18 protein-coding genes and 1 tRNA gene are annotated in these 20,251 nt (G+C 45.0%); 14 read left to right on the top strand and 5 right to left on the bottom strand.

Annotated elements, in window-relative coordinates; all coding sequences use genetic code 11:
- The first annotated feature begins 24 nt into the window (after nucleotides 1-24).
- The 5 genes from R3D86_10340 to R3D86_10320 all read left to right on the top strand — a co-directional run bounded on the left by R3D86_10340 (nucleotide 25) and on the right by R3D86_10320 (nucleotide 5,026).
- Nucleotides 25-984, top strand: a complete 960-nt coding sequence (locus R3D86_10340; protein ID MEZ5758607.1) for a glucokinase — start codon at nucleotides 25-27, stop codon at nucleotides 982-984.
- 75 nt (nucleotides 985-1,059) lie between these two features.
- Nucleotides 1,060-1,518: an Lrp/AsnC family transcriptional regulator gene (locus R3D86_10335; protein MEZ5758606.1), complete on the top strand. Its 459-nt coding sequence runs from the start codon at nucleotides 1,060-1,062 to the stop codon at nucleotides 1,516-1,518.
- Complete coding sequence (locus R3D86_10330) at nucleotides 1,515-3,104, top strand: FAD/NAD(P)-binding protein (GenBank protein ID MEZ5758605.1); 1,590 nt, start codon at nucleotides 1,515-1,517, stop codon at nucleotides 3,102-3,104. Before R3D86_10335 ends, R3D86_10330 begins: the two co-directional genes overlap by 4 nt.
- An 18-nt stretch (nucleotides 3,105-3,122) precedes the next feature.
- Nucleotides 3,123-4,904 carry a gamma-glutamyltransferase gene (gene ggt / locus R3D86_10325; protein ID MEZ5758604.1) on the top strand — a complete coding sequence of 594 codons (1,782 nt, stop codon included), beginning with the start codon at nucleotides 3,123-3,125 and terminating at the stop codon, nucleotides 4,902-4,904.
- Between the two features lie 45 nt (nucleotides 4,905-4,949).
- Nucleotides 4,950-5,026 (top strand) — tRNA-Arg (locus tag R3D86_10320).
- A gap of 122 nt (nucleotides 5,027-5,148) precedes the next feature.
- Here the strand turns inward: R3D86_10320 and R3D86_10315 are convergent.
- Nucleotides 5,149-6,177: a hypothetical protein gene (locus tag R3D86_10315; protein MEZ5758603.1), complete on the bottom strand. Its 1,029-nt coding sequence runs from the start codon at nucleotides 6,175-6,177 to the stop codon at nucleotides 5,149-5,151.
- A 34-nt stretch (nucleotides 6,178-6,211) separates the two neighbouring features.
- A complete protein-coding gene (locus tag R3D86_10310; GenBank protein ID MEZ5758602.1) occupies nucleotides 6,212-6,415 on the bottom strand; it encodes a hypothetical protein in 204 nt (67 codons plus the stop codon).
- A 418-nt stretch (nucleotides 6,416-6,833) separates the two neighbouring features.
- Between R3D86_10310 and R3D86_10305 the strand changes: the two genes are divergently transcribed.
- Entirely contained in the window at nucleotides 6,834-8,084 is a 1,251-nt protein-coding gene (locus R3D86_10305) for a S41 family peptidase (GenBank protein MEZ5758601.1), read from the top strand.
- 119 nt (nucleotides 8,085-8,203) lie between these two features.
- On the opposite strand, the gene R3D86_10300 is transcribed toward R3D86_10305, so the two are convergent.
- The 3 genes from R3D86_10300 to R3D86_10290 form a co-directional block, all read right to left on the bottom strand.
- Nucleotides 8,204-8,665, bottom strand: coding sequence for a hypothetical protein (locus R3D86_10300; protein ID MEZ5758600.1), 462 nt, complete (start codon nucleotides 8,663-8,665; stop codon nucleotides 8,204-8,206).
- Between the two features lie 72 nt (nucleotides 8,666-8,737).
- On the bottom strand, nucleotides 8,738-11,869 hold the full coding sequence (locus R3D86_10295; protein MEZ5758599.1) for an efflux RND transporter permease subunit: 3,132 nt from the start codon (nucleotides 11,867-11,869) through the stop codon (nucleotides 8,738-8,740).
- Between the two features lie 35 nt (nucleotides 11,870-11,904).
- The gene (locus tag R3D86_10290) at nucleotides 11,905-13,050 is read right to left on the bottom strand and encodes an efflux RND transporter periplasmic adaptor subunit (GenBank protein ID MEZ5758598.1); all 1,146 of its coding nucleotides are present in this window, start codon (nucleotides 13,048-13,050) and stop codon (nucleotides 11,905-11,907) included.
- A 539-nt stretch (nucleotides 13,051-13,589) separates the two neighbouring features.
- Here R3D86_10290 and pcaD point away from each other — a divergent pair.
- From pcaD to R3D86_10250, 8 genes are read left to right on the top strand one after another with little or no spacing between them, the layout of a single operon-like run.
- A complete protein-coding gene (gene pcaD / locus R3D86_10285) occupies nucleotides 13,590-14,393 on the top strand; it encodes a 3-oxoadipate enol-lactonase (protein ID MEZ5758597.1) in 804 nt (267 codons plus the stop codon).
- Nucleotides 14,394-14,448: 55 nt separating this feature from the next.
- A complete protein-coding gene (locus R3D86_10280) occupies nucleotides 14,449-14,889 on the top strand; it encodes an OsmC family protein (protein MEZ5758596.1) in 441 nt (146 codons plus the stop codon).
- 31 nt (nucleotides 14,890-14,920) lie between these two features.
- Complete coding sequence (locus R3D86_10275; protein ID MEZ5758595.1) at nucleotides 14,921-16,111, top strand: cystathionine gamma-synthase family protein; 1,191 nt, start codon at nucleotides 14,921-14,923, stop codon at nucleotides 16,109-16,111.
- A 10-nt stretch (nucleotides 16,112-16,121) separates the two neighbouring features.
- Complete coding sequence (locus R3D86_10270; protein ID MEZ5758594.1) at nucleotides 16,122-17,210, top strand: ABC transporter ATP-binding protein; 1,089 nt, start codon at nucleotides 16,122-16,124, stop codon at nucleotides 17,208-17,210.
- On the top strand, nucleotides 17,211-18,281 hold the full coding sequence (locus R3D86_10265) for an ABC transporter ATP-binding protein (GenBank protein ID MEZ5758593.1): 1,071 nt from the start codon (nucleotides 17,211-17,213) through the stop codon (nucleotides 18,279-18,281). It begins immediately after the preceding gene.
- Nucleotides 18,278-19,153, top strand: a complete 876-nt coding sequence (locus tag R3D86_10260) for a sugar ABC transporter permease (GenBank protein ID MEZ5758592.1) — start codon at nucleotides 18,278-18,280, stop codon at nucleotides 19,151-19,153. Before R3D86_10265 ends, R3D86_10260 begins: the two co-directional genes overlap by 4 nt.
- Complete coding sequence (locus R3D86_10255; GenBank protein MEZ5758591.1) at nucleotides 19,150-19,953, top strand: carbohydrate ABC transporter permease; 804 nt, start codon at nucleotides 19,150-19,152, stop codon at nucleotides 19,951-19,953. The genes R3D86_10260 and R3D86_10255 overlap by 4 nt, the downstream gene beginning before the upstream one ends.
- Nucleotides 19,954-19,968: 15 nt before the next feature.
- A complete protein-coding gene (locus tag R3D86_10250) occupies nucleotides 19,969-20,247 on the top strand; it encodes a DUF2160 domain-containing protein (protein MEZ5758590.1) in 279 nt (92 codons plus the stop codon).
- Nucleotides 20,248-20,251: the final 4 nt, after the last annotated feature.

Raw genomic sequence — 20,251 nt, 5'->3', positions numbered from 1 at the left:
CAATTGAGTAATAAGGGATAATTTATGGTCAGTCGTATGATCGTTTCCGATATCGGTGGAACCAACGGGCGTTTTGCGATTGCAGAATTTTCGAACCAATCGGAAAATATAGATGGGATTAAGCTAAAGGAAGTCGGCATTTTCCCATGCAGGGACTATAATAACTTTTACGAACTTCTCGCCGCCTACCTTAAAAGTCTTGATTGTGAAATTCCCAAAAGGGCACGCTTCTCAATAGCCGGCGAAATGACAGAAAATTATGGAAACCTCTGGCACTTTAACTGGGACATTAATGCCCGTGAAATAGAGCAAAAATTTAATTTCGAGCAGGTCACCCTGCTTAACGATTATGAAGCGCTGGTCAGGTCTATTCCCGGACTTGACGCTGGTGAGCTTGAAACCATTACACCGTTTGATGTTAGCCTTGCAGGTGCGCCTTTCAGCGCATTTGGCGTGGGTTCAGGTCTTGGTGCCGCGATTGGTATCCGGCAAGGCAAATCAATACGTACCCTTTCAACAGAAATTGGTCATATGTCCTTTGCACCAAAATCAAAAACAGAACAGGAACTGTTCAATTTTTTTGTTGGTAAAATCAACCATATTTCCATTGAAACCTTCCTGTCCGGTCCAGGGCTGATCCGCATATATGAATTTCTGAACCATAAGGAAAAAAATAAAATAGCCGCTCATGAAATTACCAGATCGGCAAAGGATGGTAGTTGTGAAATATCGGTAAAAACTGTGAGTTTGTTTCTGGACATACTGGCAAGAATTACAGGAGATATCGCTCTCGCGCAAGGAAGCAGGGGTGGAATTTATATTGGCGGCGGCATAATTCCCCATATTGCTGACCTGATTGACAGAGACAGATTTATCGACCTCTTTACCGATAAAGGCCCGATGAGTAATTATGTAAAAAAAATTCCTGTCCATATCGTTATGTCTGAAACAGCATCATTAACTGGTGCTGCAATAGAATTCTAAAATTTTTCTTGATACATCATAAAAGTTCAGTTATTTTTCCTGAAATTTAATTAAATTACGGGAATTTTTATTGTTATGGATGTTATTGATCGTAAAATAGCCGGAATAATTCAGAAAGATGGGCGTGCCTCCAGTGCAGAAATTGCCGATGCCGTTGGCGTTTCTGTCTCCACTGCCAATGAAAGAGTGCGAAGGTTATCTTCATCCGGCATTATCAAGGAATGGCGCGGCGTATTGGACCCCATAAAGGTTGGTGCAAAGCTTTGCGCCCTGATACTCGTTGATATGAGTTATGAAGGTGAAGATGACGCCGTCAGAAAACTCGCCACATTCCCTGAAATTCAGGAAATTCATCATATCAGCGGCGCCCATTCCTATATGGTGAAAGTCCGCGTCGCCGATACCGGTGCACTGCAAAGATTTCTTCATGACAGGGTTAAAAAACTGCCTGCCGTGACAAGTACGGAATCAATGATTGTATTGGAAACCATGAAGGAAACAACAGAAGTACTGATTGAAGGGTCAAAAGAATGAGCAGCCCGAAACATATTGCCCTGGTCGGTTGCGGCTTTACCGGTACCAGCGCTTTTTATCAGTTGGTGGATAAATATCCGGTAGAGGAAATCACCATTTTTGAGGCCAGTGGCATTTACGGCCCCGGACTTCCTTATAAAAGTGATGAATGTGCTGATTATCTCCTGAACAACACCAATGACACTCTCTGCCTTACACCAGATAACAGGCGAGCCTTTATCAACTGGTTGCGCACAAATCCGCCATTACCGGACGGCGTTTCCCTGCCGGTAATTGAGGATCGCGGTAATATATCCCGGCGTTATTACGGCTATTTTCTTGAAGATGTCTTCAGAGCAACCCTGACCAATGCTGCTATTAAAAATATCAAGGTCAATCTGATATCTGATGAAGTCATCAATATTTCAGAGATGGACGATGAAAAAGTCAGTATCCATTGGCCGGACGGTAATATTCTGGCGGACAAGGTTATCCTGACCACTGGACACTGCCCGGGCAGGCATGTTTATGAAAGCCCTCCTGCCGGTTCCGGTACGCTTTATTTTCCTGATCACCTGAATGAACCTTCCCTGGATAAAATCCCGATGGAAGGAACAATTCATATACTTGGTGCTTCACTAAGTGCCTTTGATGTCGTCGGGCGGCTTTATTCAGAAAGAACCGGTAGCCGGTTTGAACGAAATTCAGACGGTAAACTTGAATTTATTCCCGGCACCAATCAAAGACATGTTGTGCTTTGTTCACGTAGCGGACGGCTTAAAAAAATGAAAAGCCGGACACCCAAAACCGTAACACGAAAACATTTCAACGTTGACTATCTATCCTCCATTAAACCGGATAGCGGACTTAAGCTTGAGGATATAGCGACGGCCATTAAAAAAGACTGTGAGCTGAATGGTGGTGATACACCGTGGCGGGAAATTCTTGAGCCATACGAAGGATGTAAAAGTGCCGAGGACGTTGATAAACGGGCCGCGGAAATTTTATCCAAAGATCTGGACACAGCCATCAGTGGCAGTGCACGTAATATTCTGGTGGATATATTCGGCGATGCCGGGCTTGAGCTTTGGGATATTTTTGCCGCACACCTGGTCAGCGCAGACGAGGAAAAAAGGTTTCGCAAAAATTATGAAACGGCAACGCTGACTTATGAAGCATCCTGCCCGATTTTAACGGCAGAACGACTGCTTGCCCTGCATAAGGCAGGACGACTTAAAATAATTAAGGGTGTTAAATCCGTCACCTATAACCATGAGGATGATGCCTATGATATCGCCCATGATTTCGGTATTGAGAAGACAAAAATTCTGGTCAATTCCACTGGCAGTGTCGATCGCGATATTAAAAGCGATGCCCAACCAACCCTCATTAAAAATATGGCGGCGCATGGACTGATTGCGCCCTATAAATGCGGCGGTACGGAAATGCCGGGGGCGGATGTTGATATGGGCGATTTCCGGCTTTTAGGATCTAAAAATATACATCTGGCGTCCATGCTGCTATGGGGGCCGGGTTTTTATACCAGCGGCGCCATAATTATGGCCACAATAGTTGACCGAATCCTTAAATCGCTGTTTAATGAATAAATTCAGGGAGAACAGATTATGCAATTTTCAAAAAAACTCTTTTTACTTTTTACATTTATTATTGTCAGCTGCTCGCAAAATGACACGGGCAGCAACATTAATGCCACCAATGAACAGGCATCGGCTCAACCAAAGGCTGTCGGGATTGTGGTAACCGCCAATCCGGTTGCTACGGAAGCCGGGCTTGAAATATTAAGAGCCGGTGGAAACGCCGTTGATGCCGCCGTGGCGGTTGAGGCAACATTGAGTCTTGTTGAACCACAAAGCTCCGGCCTCGGTGGCGGCGGCTTCATGGTTTATTATGATGCCAAAACAAAGAAAATTGATTTTTATAATGGCCGGGAAAAGGCCCCTATGGGCGCCACAAAGGAACTGTTCTTTGATAAAGATGGTAAAAAATTATCCTTCCCCGAAGCAAAAAACAGCGGCCTGTCCATCGGTGCACCGGGCGCGGTTGCTGTGCTTAATATGGCCCATAAGGAACATGGCAGACTGACCTGGAAGGAACTGTTCGCCCCTGCCCTCCGTCATTCAACAGAAGGGTTCGCTGTCTCCCCGCGTATGCACGAATCCATCGTCGAATATGAAGACTATTTTTATAAAGATCCAAAAGACGGCCCGACCGAAGTCTATGACTATCTTCACTTAGACGATGGCAGCCCGCTGCCGACCGGGTATATATTGAAAAATCCGGAATATGCTGAAACATTGAAAATTGTTGCCAATGATCCCAATGATTTTTACCACGGCAAAATTGCAGAGGATATCGCCAATGCGGCACAGCAAATGCCAAATGGCGGCACTCTTTCTGCTGAGGACCTTGCCAATTACACCGCCGTCAAGCGGGATCCATATTGCAGCAAATACCGCAACACAACACTTTGCGGTTCTGCCCTGCCATCTTCCTGGGTTTCGGTTTCGATGGTGATGAGCATCTTAAACGAAGCCCCTCAATTTTCAGCGGCCGGGGCAGATGATCCGCAGAACTGGACTTTGCTTGCGGAGGCACTGCGCATAACCTATGCCGATAATAACCAGTATATTGCTGATGATGATTTTGTTGAGGTACCAATCAAAGGTTTGATGAGTGATGCGTATATCAAAGACCGTGCCAAGCTGATTTCCCGTGATCATGCCAATGACAATATTGTAGCAGGTGATCCCTGGGCTTACCAGAATGATCAGGCGAGCCTTGATTATGGTAAGGACGCCACCCTCGATACCCATGGCACCACCCATTTTGTCATTGTTGATGCTGACGGCAACGCCGTTTCCATGACTGCAACGGTGGAAGGATATTTTGGTTCACTGCGTATGGCAGACGGCATGATCCTGAATAATCAGCTGACCGATTTTTCATTCGATTATGTAGATGCGGATGGCAAGCCCATCGCCAACGCGGTTGCGCCCGGTAAACGGCCCCGCTCATCCATGTCACCAACCATTGTGCTTGATGAAAATAATGATTTCCTGATGGCGGTCGGCTCACCCGGTGGACGCAACATCATTTCCTATGTGGCCAAAACCGTTGTCGGCATCATGAGCTGGGGACTTAGCCCGCAGGAAGCCATTGACCTGCCAAACATGGTGGCAAGAACCGAACAGGTCCGGATAGAGAGAAACCGCGCCAAGCCCGAAATTATTCAGGCGCTTCGCGATTACGGCCTTGATGTGTTTGAATCCGAAGGCGAGATTTCCGGTCTGAGCGCTGTGCTGAAACTGAAGGATGGTACCCTGCAGGGCGGTGCTGACCCAAGGCGCGAAGGCAACGTCGGCATTCTTTACGACAACGAGCTTTAAGGCTATTGCAGTCAAATATCCCCTGTGCTACTTAGTGCCCTGCGTGGTCCCGTAGCTCAGGTGGATAGAGCGCAAGATTCCTAATCTTGAGGCCACTGGTTCGAGTCCAGTCGGGATCACCAAAATTAAAGGCCGCTTTACCCGCGGCCTTTTGTTTAGCTAATTTTTAAATTCTCAAGTAGCTTATTAGACGCTGGTTTTTTCCGAAAACCGTATTATTAAATTGAGATTTAACTATACTAACTTAAGTAAATTTAAAAGCTCTCTTTATTTTCTCAAATATAGAAATTGATTTTTTAACTGGTTGATTTTCTGGAGCGGGAGGTGAAGGCGCTGGTGGAACTGGAGGCACTAGAATTGGCGGCATTGGATTAACTGAAACAGGAGGAAGAGCGTTTTGAACACGCACCAATGCTGTACCATTTTGATTTTCAACAATTTTTATAGCATTCGTTGCCCCAAAAGTAATCATAAATGCATGATGCACTGAAAGAACTCTATCTTGCAATTCTTGATCTGTTTCCAAGTCTACAATTTTTAATCCCTCTTTTCGCAATATGCTACGTTCAATATGCCTGTCGTGTGCATGATGACCATCACTCAAAAGAAAATGCGCTATATTTCGAGACTTTCTTGAACCATCTTCATCATCAGAAAACATACCACTTTTCAAAGTATTTTCCGAAATTTCTTCAGACCAAGCAATAGCATGAGCGGCCTTTTGTAAAAGTGTTGGATGATATTGAGCCAATATTGGTGCCCATACATTTGCCAAACTAGGATTATCACTTACCTCTTTTTGCGCACGTTCAAATTCATTAATGAGTTCACGTGCAGGTATACCTCCGAACTGTGGATCAATCGGTCCCAAATTACTATGTTTGCCCATTAAAATTTCTTTACCAGTACAAGCAATCATTGTTCCGCCAGACATACTGATTTGAGGGACAATTGTTCTAATATCACTTTCAAACATTTCGCGTAAATATTCAATTAAGGACTCAGTCGCTGCTACACTACCGCCAGGAGAATGCAAAATGAGATCCAGTCCTGCACCTCTATCCAAACCCTTAAAGCAAGCCATGAATCCGTTCTTATCATCATCATTAATTGAATAAATCGCCCCTGGCTTAGGTTGCAACCATCCTGAATAATATGCAACAGTATTTCTTTTAGTGTAATCACTTAATTCTTTTAAGTATTTACGACGCACATCATCAAGAGCTGATGGATGACTTTGTATTTCATCTAGAATTTCGTTCCAACTGCCCATTTACCCCCCAATAAAATAGAATAGAATTAAAAAATTAAACTTTCTTTGTAGAATTCGAAATTTGATCGCCAACCTGCACACGTTCCCATGGAGCAAATATTTCATTGCTGTCAAATTGAAAATTGGTCTTTTCAATGTGCACAGGATACCCGGCCATTTCCAATATATTTTTGTGCTGATCAACGAAATTTGAATTGGAAATTTTTAATTTATTATCTTCTAGCGTATCATTAGACATATAGTGTCCCCAATCTTTTTTGCTTTAAAAACAGCATTTCTCAATAATGTACTTTTAAATTTCAAAAGTCAAATACCTACATCGCCTAGCTTATTTATCAAGTTTATTTTATAACTATATTATAGTATTACCAAAATATTAAGAGTTCGTGAAAAAAACATAGTAACCAAAATCAAAGGCCGCTTTACCCGCGGCCTTTTGTTTTAACTGAAGCTATTCTTCTATGTTGTCCGAATATGAACAATACTGTCCGTTAACGAACAGATCAGCCAATTAAATTCAACATGGAATTTGTTAAAATATTGATTATATTAGCTTTTTTTATTGGCATATTATTTGCTTTTAAAAGCATCATTTTAACAGATCGAAAGAAAAAACCGCAATGACCAGAAATATAATGAAAAAATGGAAAACAAATATGACCGGGAAAATAGTGTCATCAATGATCACAGCCATTTTGAGCATTCTGGCAAGTACAAATTCATACGCATATGACTGGTCGACGGATTTGAACGTTTACCGCGAAAACCTGGAAAAAAATCATATTGATCTTTATCACCATCTCAGCAAAGAAGAGTTCGATCAAAGACTTGAGACACTAAAGAAAAATGCATCAAACTTCACTAACTTTCAGGTGACAGTCGAGCTGATGCGTCTTACCCATGATATTGGTGGGGGCATGGGTGATGGACATACCGCAATACCACTATGGAACAGTGAATTACACCGCTTTCCCATCGAAGTGATTAACTTTAACGGTGACATCAGAATTGTGGGGGCTGATGAAAAATATGCTGGCCTGATAGGTCGAAAAATTCTTTCAATTAATGACACACCGGTGGAACGAATTATTGCGGAAGTGTCAGCCATCACCCCCTTCACAGAAAATAAATTTTCCGGTCTGACCCGGACATCAAGCTATATGATGATAGCGGAAATTTTAAATGCTATGGGTATTACCGAAACCATTACTCATGCAAATTTTACCCTGCAAAAGGATGATAATACTATTTCCACAATTGAGATTAAGACGGACCTTGAAAAAAATATTAATCAGTCAACTTATCAAAAAATTGGTCCGAATTTACCACCAAAAAGTGAACAGGATACCGCAGGGCTTGATAGTTTGTGGTTTTCGGTTCTGCCGGATAAAAATGCCGTCTATATAAAATTTGCAAAATATCCTTCATTTGAACAAATGAATAGTTTCACGCAAAATCTTTTGGAAAAAATTTCCAAAACAAAAACCAGAAACCTTATCGTTGATATGAGGGATAATTACGGGGGCGATCTGTTTATCGGGCTTATACTGGCTTCCTATCTGAACACAATTGATATGATTGACTGGAAGAAAGGCGTATTTGTTCTGACCAATCGTAAAACATTTTCCGCTGCCGCAGTAAACACCGCACAATACCGACAACTTTTAAACGCAACTATAGTGGGTGAGCCGACAGGCGGCAACCCAAACGGCCCCCAGGATATGGGAAGTTTCACGCTTCCATCCTCTGGATTACTGGTTACCTATTCCAAAAGATTTTTTCGCCTGCAGGATAAAAATTCGGCTGGCATAACACCGGACATTGAAATCATTACCACCTGGCCGGACTACATAGCTGGTAATGATAAAACCTTAGAGACTGTTTATAAAATTATTGCCGACCATTAAAAATGCTCAGTTATTGATACTCCGCCTTAATCGATTGTTCGAGCTGCTCACCCTGCTCTACAATTTGATTAATCCAGAAAATCTGGTCAGTCGTATAATAAATTTTCTGAACCGCTTGCTCACTTCGGCAGGCATTTTTCCGGCGTATGGGTATCAATAAGATAGGCAACCCGCCAGCCTTCAGATTGTTTGACAAGAGTAAACTGATTAACGCCGCATGATTTAAGTTCCCCATCAAGGGCAATAGTAAAAGGTGCCCAGGCAACCGCCAAAGGCCCTTCCACATGAATTTTGACATCAAAAATCTGTTCGTCCGCCTGCCCTGGTTTTAAGGTACTGACCCAGTCGATCCAGTCTTTTGAAATGCCACGGGTCACGGGCTTATCCGGGTTGGCCCGGTCAAGCGGTGTATCGGCAAGGATCAGGGTTTTTAAGGTATCGGCATCCCCGGACCGCATAGCAGTAAATACCTGATCAAGCACTTTCTGAACAGCGGCTTTTTCCATCATACTGCTTTCAGCACTGGAAAAACTTATCCCCAGAAAAGTGATGATGACTGCATTAAGGATAATTTTTAACATATGACTTCTCCCCTGAAATATTTTTCAGGGGAGAGCATATCTTTAAAATATTCGAATGACAATATCCGAGGTTTACTCAGCCGGTGCCGGTGACTTTACCGCCGATCTTTCGCCATGGAACAGTTTTTCCACGGCAATATAGAACATCGGCACAAAGAAAATCGCCAGGAATGTCGCGGCAAGCATACCGCCCATCACCGCAATACCAATCGCGTTTTGCGAGCCGGAGCCCGCACCAGTAGCCATTGCCATTGGTGAAACCCCAAGAACAAAGGCCATTGAGGTCATAATAATCGGACGGAACCGGCGACGCGCGGCAAGAGCCGTTGCCTCCATCAGACTGGTGCCTGCCTCATACTGGCTCTTGGCGAATTCCACAATCAGAATAGCGTTCTTGGACGCAAGCCCAACCGTGGTCAGTAGCGCCACCTGGAAATAAATATCATTGGCCATTCCAAACATTTTGGTGGCTATAACCGCACCAAGAACACCAAGCGGCACCACAAGCATAACCGCAAGCGGTACAGCCCAGCTTTCATAAAGAGCGGCCAGACAAAGGAACACAACCAATATCGAAATGGCATAAAGCGCAGGCGCCTGTGCCCCTGAAAGTTTTTCCTCAAAACTGAGACCGGACCATTCAATACCAATCCCTTCAGGTAATGTGTCCACTATTTTCTCAATTTCATCCATGGCGACACCGGAGCTGACCCCCGGTGCCGGGGAACCCTGAATATTAATTGAGGCAATGCCGTTAAAACGTTCAAGTTTAGGCGAGCCATATTCCCATTTAGTGGTCGAAAAATTGCTGAACGGGATCATTTCGCCCTTGTTGTTTCGGACATGCCAGTCATAGATATCCTCCGGCGTCATGCGGAAATCTGCATCCGCCTGAAGATAAACCCTCTTAATCCTGCCTTTATCAAGGAAGTCATTAACATAACTGGAGCCAAGCGCGATCTGCAACGTACGGTTAATATCGCTTAACGACAGACCAAAGGCCGATGCTTTCTCGCTGTCGATATCCACTTTTAACTGCGGCACATCATTAAGTCCGTTTGGCCGCACCCCTGAGAGCAAAGGATCCTGTGCTGCCGCACCGAGCAGCTGATTTCGTGCATTCATCAAAACCTGATGACCAAGACCGGCCCGGTCAACAATATGGAAATCAAACCCCGATGCATTACCGAGTTCCTGAATGGGCGGCGGGAAGAATGTAAAGGCCATGGCATCTTTAATCTGCGACAATGCCCCCATCGCCTGACCGAATATTGCAAAGACACTTTGATCCGGGCGGGTGCGCTCAGACCAGTCTTTAAGTCCGATAAAGCCCATTCCGTTATTCTGAGCAGCCCCAGCGAAGCTAAAACCGGTGACCGTAAATAAATGTTCGACATTATCCTTCTGGCCATCAAGGAAGTAATCTTCAATTTTGGCAACACTTTCGAGTGTACGCTCGGCCGTCGCACCGGGAGGTGTGTTCACGAGCATCATCATGATACCCTGATCTTCGTTGGGCAAGAACGATGTCGGCAAGGAAACAAAGATCAAGATCAGCCCCGCTGCCAGTGCTGAATAAACCATGAAGAACCGGGCAATGCGCCGCGCCATATAAGATGTACTTTTCTGATAAAAGTTACGCACCTTGTTAAAGTTTCGGTTAAAAGCACCAAAGAACCCTGTTTCCGCACGTCTTGCATGGCCCTTTTCATTTTTCAGGAAAGTGGCACATAAAGACGGTGAAAGAATAAGCGCGACCAAAACGGATAAGGTCATCGCGGCGACAATGGTGATTGAAAACTGTCTGTAAATAACCCCGGCAGAGCCGGCAAAAAAGGCCATCGGAACGAACACAGTTGAAAGCACAAGAGCAATCCCCACCAGCGCACTGGTGATCTGATCCATCGATTTCTTCGTCGCTTCTTTTGGCGACAATCCTTCTTCGCTCATAATCCGTTCGACATTTTCCACCACAACAATGGCATCGTCCACCAAAAGACCAATCGCCAGCACCATCGCAAACATCGTTAATGTATTCACTGAAAATCCAAAGACCGAAAGCACCCCGAATGTTCCCAGCAGAACTATCGGTACCGCGATTGTCGGGATCAGCGTCGCCCTGATATTCTGCAGAAACAGGAACATAATCACAAACACAAGTCCGACCGCTTCCAGCAATGTGATAATCACAGATTCAATGGAGAGCTGAATATAGGGCGCTGTATCATAGGGGAACATATATTTAACGCCTTTTGGCAAAAATTCCGCCAGTTCGGCCACTCTTGCTTTAACCGCTTTTGCTGTTTCAAGTGCATTAGCGCCCGGTGTCAGGCTGACCGCAATACCTGTGGCTGGCTTCCTTTTATAGCGAACAACAACGGAATAATTTTCTGTTCCGAGCTCTAGCCGTGCCACATCACGAAGTCTGACTTGCGACCCATCAGTGTTAATCCGCAGGATGATATTACCGAAATCTTCGACAGTCTGAAGCCGTGACTGCGCTGTAATGGTCGCATTAAGCTGCTGTCCTGAAACAGCCGGCAGTGCGCCAAGCTGCCCGGCGGAAACATCGGTATTTTGAACTCGAACGGCATCCTGAACTTCAACAGGTGTAAGATTATAGCTTAATAGTTTTTCTGGGTTCAGCCAAATACGCATGGCGTGCTGGGCACCAAAAACCTGTGTGCTTCCAACGCCATTAACCCGGGAAAGCTGATCCTGAAATGTTGAAACAGCAATATCCCCGATTTCGCTTTGAGTCATGCTGTCATCATCAGCATAAAGACCAACAACAATCAGAAAGTTTCTTGTTGCTTTTTCCACAGTAAGGCCAAGGGCCTGTACTTCCTGCGGCAACTGGGTCAGCGCGCCTTGCGCTTTATTTTGGGTCTGTACCTGTGCAATATCCGGGTCTGTTCCCGGCTCAAAAGTAAGCGTGATTACTGCCGAGCCATCAAGGCTGCTTGAAGAAAAATAACGAAGGTTATCAATCCCCACAAGTCGCTGCTCGATCACCTGCGTGACCGCATTTTCCACCGTTTCTGCCGACGCACCCGGATAGAATGCCATAATAGAAACTGTCGGCGGAGCCACCTGCGGATAAAGTTCTACCGGCAGCGAGCGAATGGAAAGCACGCCCGCCAGCATCACAACAATTGCAATAACCCATGCAAATACCGGACGTTCAATAAAAAATCGAGCCATAATATCTTTCCTAATACCCTAAATTAGTTTTTAGACTATTGTGCCGCTACCCATGGAGCTGGCGACACAGTCATTCCCGGGCGAATTTTCTGGTATCCTTCAATAACAATTGTTGTGCCCGCTTCAACACCTGAAGCCACAATCCACTGATCACCATAATCCCCCGCAACGGTAATTGGCCTTGGCGCAACTTTATTTTCAGCATCAACTGCCCAGACCAACAAATTGCCGTCGGGATTTCTTGTTGTCGCACGCTGCGGCACCAAAACGGCTGGACGCTCACCCAACTCAATCTTTGCACGAACAAATAGTCCTGGCAGCAAAGTCTGGTTCGGGTTGGGCACCAAAGCCCGCAATCCTACTGACCCGGTTGTTTCATCAACTACGACATCTGAAAATATCAGTTTACCTTTTTGTGGATGAACCATCCCTGATGTGCTGTCGATGATAATTTCAACAGGGATATTATCTTTATCCGACAGTTCATTTCTAAGACGCAATGATTCAACACCCGGCTGATTAATATCAACATAGATGGGATCAAGCTGCGTAATCATGGAAAGGCTGTCAGACTGATTTGTAGTAACCAGCGCCCCTTCAGTTACCGATGATCTTCCAATACGGCCATCAATCGGCGCATAAACGCGCGTATAACCAAGATTAACTTCCGCCACTTCCACAGATGACTTGGCCACTGCAATTGACGCAACCGCTTTATCAAGATCGGCTTTGACATCATCATAGGCCTGACCACTTACTGCATTTGTTTTCAGCAGTTCCCGATATCTGGCTTCTTTTGCCGTTACCGCTTTCAGGTTGGCTTCCGCACTGACAAGATCGGCTTTGGCACTGGCCAGTGCCGCCTTATATGGCGTATCATCAATCTGGTAGAGGGCCTGTCCCTGCTTGACCAGCGAGCCTTCATCAAAAAGACGGCTTATGATAATACCATTTACCTGTGGTCTGATTTCCGCCTGTCTAAATGCCGAAACACGCCCGGGAAGAATTTCTTCACGGTTAATAGTCTCTTCCTTTAATGTAAGGACTGAGACGGCTGTAGGTGGCATTTGGCCCATTGCCCCCATCTGACTGCCTGATTGTGGACCTGATGACATCATATACCATGCGCCAACAGCAATAATCACGACAGTGACAGCAATGATCACTATTCGATTTGACACAATTATACCCTTTACTCTCATTTTGGTTAATGCATTTAATTATGCATCTGAATTAATGAAGCACTTAATAATATTAACAACGACAAAAGTAAATGCTTCTAATGAATTTTATAATTTACCGGAAACTCATAATTTAAACTGAACTTTTTGTTTTTGTAGCGATCACTATATAATTAAAACAGGGAACGCTTGTCAAGCCTTTTGAAATTCCTCCTTCACTGGAAATAACATTTTTTCAATAGCCAACTCATAAAGACCTATGACTGAGGCAATCTATGGCGCAATTGATCAAGGCTGTATTTTACTAATGGTACATATAGGCACTATAAAGAAGATTAAAAGTGCATTTGATAAAATTTTATTGTTTTTTTCTTTTTCTTTTAATTTTTATCAGGCTGTGATGCCGGTTTTTTTGATGAAAGAAAAAAAATTTACCCTTTGCTGTCATCAGTAGTCTTTAAATTAAAATATATTTTTCTTGTCTTGTTTTATCAGTTCAATTCAATATCATGAAGCTGTTCAATAATCCGGTTTAGAAAATGAAAATCGCATCAATTAATGAAACTAATATACACTATAAAGATACCGGCTCCCGAAAAGGACCGGTGATAATATTCTGTAATTCTCTGGGAACTGATCTGAGACTCTGGGACAGCCTTTCAAAATATCTGGATAAAACATACCGTATAATCCGCTTTGATAAACGTGGTCATGGTCTGTCGGATATTTCAAACACACCCTGTACCATTAAAATGCTGAGCCAGGATGTTATTGCCCTGATGGATTATCTGAAAATTGAAAAAGCCATTCTTTGCGGCATCTCGGTAGGGGGTATGATTGCCCAACAGGTAGCCAGCACATTCCCAAATCGATTAAGGGGTGTGATCCTTTGCAACACGGCACCGCGCATCGGTACTGAGGACTTCTGGAAGGAGCGTATCAGGCTGATTAGAAGCGAGGGCATAAAATCACAAGCTGATGCCATTTTGGACAGATGGTTTTCTGCCCGGTTCAAGTCAGAAAATAAATCAGAAATAGTGGGCTGGAAAAATATGCTTACACGGACACCTCTGGAAGGATATGTGGCAACCTGCGAAGCCATTCGGATGACAGACCTAAGCCATTATGTGGAAAAGATTTCTGTGCCTGCTCTTTGCATAGCGAGCGATGAAGATCTGGTGACCACACCCAAAAATGTACAGGATATGGCTATGATGATAGAGGATGCAACCTTTGTTCGTATCGACGGAGCAGGGCATCTCCCACCCATTGAACAGCCGGAAATTCTCGCTTTTCATATTCATGATTTTATAAAAGAAAATGGCTTGGGTTTATTTGATTAATCAAAAGCCTTTTATTCTCAGTTGATTAAAAAGATTTAAATAAAGGATATCTGAAATGTCAGAAACAGTAACCGTCATCGTTCAGGAAACAGGCACCGGTAAATATACCAATAAAGTCCAAACCAGCACCAGTCACTCACTGATGGCGGATGAACCAAAAGATGTAGGTGGCGATGATAAAGGCCCGTCCCCATATGATTTTTTACTGGCGGCCCTTGGCAGCTGTAAATCAATGACCATGCGCATGTATGCGGAAAGAAAAGGATTCAAACTGGAAAATGTTGAAGTAAGGCTTTCCCATTCAAAAATTCATGCTGAGGACTGCGCAAAATGTGAAACAAAAAAAGGCCTTGTTGATCACATCCAGACAGATATTACAATTACAGGTGACCTGACCGACGAGGAACGTCAGCGAATATTTGACATAGCCGAAAAATGCCCGGTTCACAGAACAATCACCAATGAAATAATCATTGATTCAAGCCTGATGGACTAAAATAATAACCTCAAAAAACAAGGTTGATATAATGAGCAATCAAAAGTGGGACGGAATTCATCAATCAACAAAGGCCGTGTGGGCCGGTGAAACGGACGGTTTTTTTGAAGGTGTGGCCCAGGTCCCAATCGTCAACAGTGTTTCCTATAACCATGATGATGTTGATGAATGGTTTGAAGTGGCCACCGGGAAACGCAAAGGCCACATTTACAGCCGCAATACTAATCCCACCGTAAAGGTTTTCGAAGAAAAAATGCGCGTGCTCGAAAACGCCGAAGCCGCAACAAGCTTTGCCACCGGCATGGCCGCTATCAGCAACACGCTATTTACCTTTCTTTCTCCTGGTGAGCGGGTGGTTTCGGTTAAGGACACCTATGGCGGCACCAGTATCGTCTTTCTTGAACATCTTCCCCGCTTTGGCATTGATGTCACCATGTGTGAAACCGATGACCAGAATGAGATTGAAGCAGAATGCTTAAAAGGCTGCACCGTTCTTTATCTTGAAACCCCGACCAACCCGACAATGAAAATTCTTGATTTAAAAAGGCTTATTGCCGCAGGTAAAAAAGCGGGCGCAACCGTCGTGGTTGATAACACATTCGCCACACCGATCAATCAGAACCCTCTTGCGTTGGGAGCAGATCTGGTGGTGCATAGTGCTACCAAATTTATCGGCGGACATTCGGACGCCCTTGGCGGTGTCGTTTGTGGCAAAAAGGATCTGGTTCAGAAAATATATGGCTTTCGTGAAATCAACGGTGCCACACTCGATGCCAATTCCGCCTATCTGCTGCTGCGCGGGCTTAAAACCTTAAAACTTCGGATTGAACGACAAAATGACAATGCCATGAAGCTGGCTCGTTTCCTTGAAAACCATCAAAAGGTTGAACAGGTATTTTATCCCGGCCTTAAAAACAGTAAAGGTCACGACATCGCCAAAGGCCAGATGCGTGGTTTTAGTGGAATGCTCAGTTTTTCTCTGAAAGGTGGGTTTGATGCGGTTCGTCACTTCCTGCCGCAGATCAGATTTGCCCACAGGGCCGCTCATCTTGGCGGTGTTGAAACAATTGTCGGCCCGCCACGCACCACCAGTCATGTCGAACTGACAGAAGCGCAGCGAACAGAGCTTGGCATTCCAGAAAGCCTGATCCGCTGTTCTGTCGGGATTGAGGATATTGAGGATATCATTGCCGACTTTGATCAGGCACTACAGAATATATAAGGGGAATTGATTGTCACTTCAGCTTGAAAATGTGGCGCTAAACATAAATGGAGAGCCATATATTTATCAGACAAATCTAACGCTTGAAGAGGGCAGCATGAATATTCTGCTTGGCCCGACGGGCGCAGGCAAAACCACCCTGATGCGGTTGATGGCAGGACTGGATAAACCGGATAACGGTAAGATTATCTGGAATGGTGAAGATGTAACAAACCTTGAAGTCCGACAGCGAGATGTCGCGATGGTCTATCAGCAATTTATCAATTATCCCTCGCTGACTGTTTATGAAAATATTGCTTCTCCGCTTCGGATCATGAAAAAATCTGATGCTGAGATTGACGCCGAGGTCGGAAAAACGGCAGAGCTCATGAAACTAACTCCCTATTTGAGGAGCAAACCGCTTGAGCTTTCCGGTGGGCAGCAACAAAGATGCGCCCTGGCCCGGGCCTTGGTCAAAGGGGCCGGGCTTGTGCTTCTTGATGAACCGCTGGCAAATCTTGACTATAAACTGCGTGAAGAATTACGTAGTGAAATTCCGAAAATATTCGCCGCATCCGGATCCATTTTTGTTTATGCCACCACTGAGCCGGAAGAAGCCCTGCTGCTTGGCGGCAATACGGCCACAATGTCTGAAGGCCACATTACCCAGTTCGGCAAAACGGCTGATGTTTACCACCAACCGCAGGATAATGTCACGGCACGCATATTTTCAAATCCGCCGATGAATTTTATGACCCTAAGCAAGCGGCAGGAAAAAATCATTCTGGGTGATGGGACAAACATGCCCGCAGCAGGCGCGTTTCAGACTTTAAATGACGGTGACTATATGGCCGGTTTTCGTGCCAATCACCTTGACCTTCACCAGGAAGAAGGCAGCTTAAAATTTGATGCCCGCCTTAACGTTACCGAAATCACCGGCTCAGAAACATATATTCATATGGAACACGGCGGAAAACCCTGGGTTGGCCTCCTTCATGGCATTCATGATTTAACGCTTGGCAGTGATATTTCCGTTTATCTTGATCCGGCCCATATTTATATATTTTCCAATGACGGCAAGCTGGCCCTACCAGCACAATATGCGGAAAGGATTGGGTAAATGGCAAAAATCACCCTGTCCGGACTGGCACATAGTTATCTGAAAAATCCTGAAACGGAAAATGATTATGCCTTAAAAACCCTGAACCATGTTTGGGAGGACGGGGCTGCCTACGCCCTTTTGGGGCCATCCGGCTGCGGCAAAACGACACTTCTAAATATTATTTCCGGATTGTTGAAACCATCCCGCGGACAAATATTGTTTGATGATCAGGATGTTACCGAAAAGAAGACCGCCGAGCGTAATATTGCCCAGGTTTTCCAATTCCCTGTGGTTTATGATACTATGAGCGTCTATGACAACCTCGCCTTCCCCCTAAAAAACCGCAAGCTCAGCCCGGAATATATTGATGCCCGGGTTATGGAAATCGCCCGAATAATCGAAGTGGAAGATATCCTCACTAAAAAAGCAATGGGCTTAAGCGCCGATATTAAGCAGAAAATAAGCCTTGGTCGCGGCCTGGTGCGTGAAGATGTCAATGCCATTCTTTTCGATGAACCGCTGACTGTGATTGATCCCCATATGAAATGGCAGCTTAGAACCCAGCTTAAAGCGCTTCATAAAAAACTGGGCCATACCATGATATATGTCACACATGATCAGACGGAGGCCCTTACCTTCGCCGATAAGGTTGTTGTCATGTCCATGGGTGAAGTGGTGCAGATCGGTACCCCGCAGGAGCTATTTGAAAAACCGGAGCACACATTCGTCGGTTATTTTATCGGCTCGCCGGGAATGAATATTTTAAAAACCGAAGTAAACGGCAATAAAGCCATCATCGGAAATTACGAAATCACATTAAATAATGGCTATAAAAATCTTTCGGGCAAACTGGAACTGGGCATCCGACCGGAATATGTAAGCCTTAGCGATAATCCTGATGATCTGCCCATAACCATCAACAGGATTGAGGATGTCGGACATTATAAAATTGTCCGAGCCTCCCATCAGGGACAGGAAATTAACATTATCTCAAAAGAAGAAAGCCGCATTTCAGAAAATATGCGCTTTGCCCGTTTTGATGCGGACCATACCAATATATACGCAAATGACTGGCTGGTGAGCCCATGAGGAAAACAACCAATCAAAAAGCATGGTTTATGGTGCTGCCGATGTTATTGCTAGTTGCATTTTCCGCCATTATTCCGCTGATGACCGTGGTAAATTATTCGGTGCAGGATACGTTCGGTAATAATGAATTTTTCTGGGTTGGATTAGAGTGGTTTGAAGAAATTCTTGCTTCGGAACGGGTGCATGACGCCCTGATCCGGCAGATTATCTTCACTTCAATAATTCTCGCTATTGAAGTGCCTCTTGGTATTTTTGTTGCCCTGAATATGCCGAAAAAAAGCGGTCTTTGGACATCACTCTGTCTGGTTCTGATTGCGCTGCCGCTGCTTATTCCCTGGAATGTGGTTGGGACCATCTGGCAGATTTTTGGCCGGATCGATATCGGTCTGCTCGGCTATATGCTTGACCAGCTTGGCATTGATTATAACTATACGCAGGATGCCACCGACGCATGGTTTACCATCATTATCATGGATGTCTGGCATTGGACGTCGTTGGTGGTGTTGCTATGCTATGCCGGGCTTAAATCAATCCCGGATGCCTATTATCAGGCAGCAAAAATTGACCAGGCCAGCCGCTGGAGCATCTTCAGATATATTGAGCTTCCAAAAATGAAAGGGGTTCTGCTGATTGCAATCCTACTTCGCTTTATGGACAGTTTTATGATTTACACCGAACCCTTTGTTGTTACCGGTGGCGGCCCGGGCAATGCGACCACTTTTCTGTCCATTGACCTTGTTAAAATGGCGATCGGTCAATTTGACCTTGGCCCGGCAGCGGCATTTTCACTGATTTATTTTCTGGTAATCCTGCTGATTTCCTGGGTGTTTTATACGGTTATGGTCCATGCCGATAAGGGAGAAGGCGCATGAAAATAAATAAATCAGTCCTGGTCATGGCCCTTTATATTTTCTTTCTTATGCTGCCTATTTACTGGCTGATTAATATGAGCCTTAAAACCAATCAGGAGATTTTAGCAGGCTTTTCGCTTTGGCCCGAAAATCTTACCTTTGATAATTATCTGGTGATCTTTACCGATGCCAGCTGGTATGGGGGTTATATCAATTCAATTACCTATGTTCTTATGAACACGGTGATTTCCATATCGGTCGCCCTGCCCGCGGCCTATGCGTTCAGCCGCTATAAATTTATGGGGGACAAGCATTTATTCTTCTGGCTGCTGACCAACCGCATGGCGCCACCGGCTGTCTTCGCGCTGCCGTTCTTCCAGCTATATTCCAGTATCGGTCTGTTTGATACCCATATTGCCGTCGCCCTCGCCCATACCCTGTTTAATGTGCCGCTCGCGGTATGGATACTGGAAGGGTTCATGCGCGGGGTGCCAAAGGAAATTGATGAAACCGCCTATATTGACGGTTATGGGTTTTTCACATTTTTCAGAAAGATATTTATGCCGCTGATCGCCTCCGGCATTGGCGTTGCGGCGTTTTTCTGTTTCATGTTTTCCTGGGTGGAACTGCTGCTTAGCCGAACCCTGACATCGGTCGATGCCAAGTCAATCGCTGCCACCATGACCCGGACGGTTTCCGCATCCGGCCTTGACTGGGGCGTGCTTGCCGCCGCCGGGGTGCTGACCATAATTCCGGGAGCGCTTGTGATTTATTTTGTCAGAAACCACATTGCCAGGGGCTTTGCCCTGGGCAGGGTTTAGGAAGGAGAGCGGCAAATGGATTTATCATGGATGGCCTGGACAGTCCCAACAGCAATATTTTTTATTTCTATTGCATGCGCCCTTCTGGTTATGATCATATGGGCCATAAAGGCACCGCAAGCCCCAAGACGGGGAATATTAGGCTTGGATACAACACCGGGAGACCGGTTATTTATCAGCCTGCTTGGGTCCGCCTTTATATGTCTTGGCTGGTTGGCGGCATTTGGCGCACCCATCTGGGGAGGGCTTGTGGTCTGTGTCGTCTTTGGCGGAATTGTATTTAAATGGGGTTAAGAGG

This window comes from Emcibacteraceae bacterium (assembly GCA_041396985.1).
Classification (GTDB): domain Bacteria; phylum Pseudomonadota; class Alphaproteobacteria; order Sphingomonadales; family Emcibacteraceae; genus Pseudemcibacter.
Note: the sequence above shows the minus strand (reverse complement) of the source record. Positions and strands in the feature narration are given on the sequence as shown.

Bases quoted from the DNA above. Each gene is read 5' to 3' on its own strand.
- R3D86_10340 (MEZ5758607.1), top strand. From the start codon at position 25: ATGGTCAGTCGTATGATCGTTTCCGATATCGGTGGAACCAACGGGCGT.
- R3D86_10335 (MEZ5758606.1), top strand. From the start codon at position 1,060: ATGGATGTTATTGATCGTAAAATAGCCGGAATAATTCAGAAAGATGGG.
- R3D86_10330 (MEZ5758605.1), top strand. From the start codon at position 1,515: ATGAGCAGCCCGAAACATATTGCCCTGGTCGGTTGCGGCTTTACCGGT.
- ggt (MEZ5758604.1), top strand. From the start codon at position 3,123: ATGCAATTTTCAAAAAAACTCTTTTTACTTTTTACATTTATTATTGTC.
- R3D86_10315 (MEZ5758603.1), bottom strand. From the start codon at position 6,177: ATGGGCAGTTGGAACGAAATTCTAGATGAAATACAAAGTCATCCATCA.
- R3D86_10310 (MEZ5758602.1), bottom strand. From the start codon at position 6,415: ATGTCTAATGATACGCTAGAAGATAATAAATTAAAAATTTCCAATTCA.
- R3D86_10305 (MEZ5758601.1), top strand. From the start codon at position 6,834: ATGACCGGGAAAATAGTGTCATCAATGATCACAGCCATTTTGAGCATT.
- R3D86_10300 (MEZ5758600.1), bottom strand. From the start codon at position 8,665: ATGTTAAAAATTATCCTTAATGCAGTCATCATCACTTTTCTGGGGATA.
- R3D86_10295 (MEZ5758599.1), bottom strand. From the start codon at position 11,869: ATGGCTCGATTTTTTATTGAACGTCCGGTATTTGCATGGGTTATTGCA.
- pcaD (MEZ5758597.1), top strand. From the start codon at position 13,590: ATGAAAATCGCATCAATTAATGAAACTAATATACACTATAAAGATACC.
- R3D86_10280 (MEZ5758596.1), top strand. From the start codon at position 14,449: ATGTCAGAAACAGTAACCGTCATCGTTCAGGAAACAGGCACCGGTAAA.
- R3D86_10275 (MEZ5758595.1), top strand. From the start codon at position 14,921: ATGAGCAATCAAAAGTGGGACGGAATTCATCAATCAACAAAGGCCGTG.
- R3D86_10265 (MEZ5758593.1), top strand. From the start codon at position 17,211: ATGGCAAAAATCACCCTGTCCGGACTGGCACATAGTTATCTGAAAAAT.
- R3D86_10260 (MEZ5758592.1), top strand. From the start codon at position 18,278: ATGAGGAAAACAACCAATCAAAAAGCATGGTTTATGGTGCTGCCGATG.
- R3D86_10255 (MEZ5758591.1), top strand. From the start codon at position 19,150: ATGAAAATAAATAAATCAGTCCTGGTCATGGCCCTTTATATTTTCTTT.
- R3D86_10250 (MEZ5758590.1), top strand. From the start codon at position 19,969: ATGGATTTATCATGGATGGCCTGGACAGTCCCAACAGCAATATTTTTT.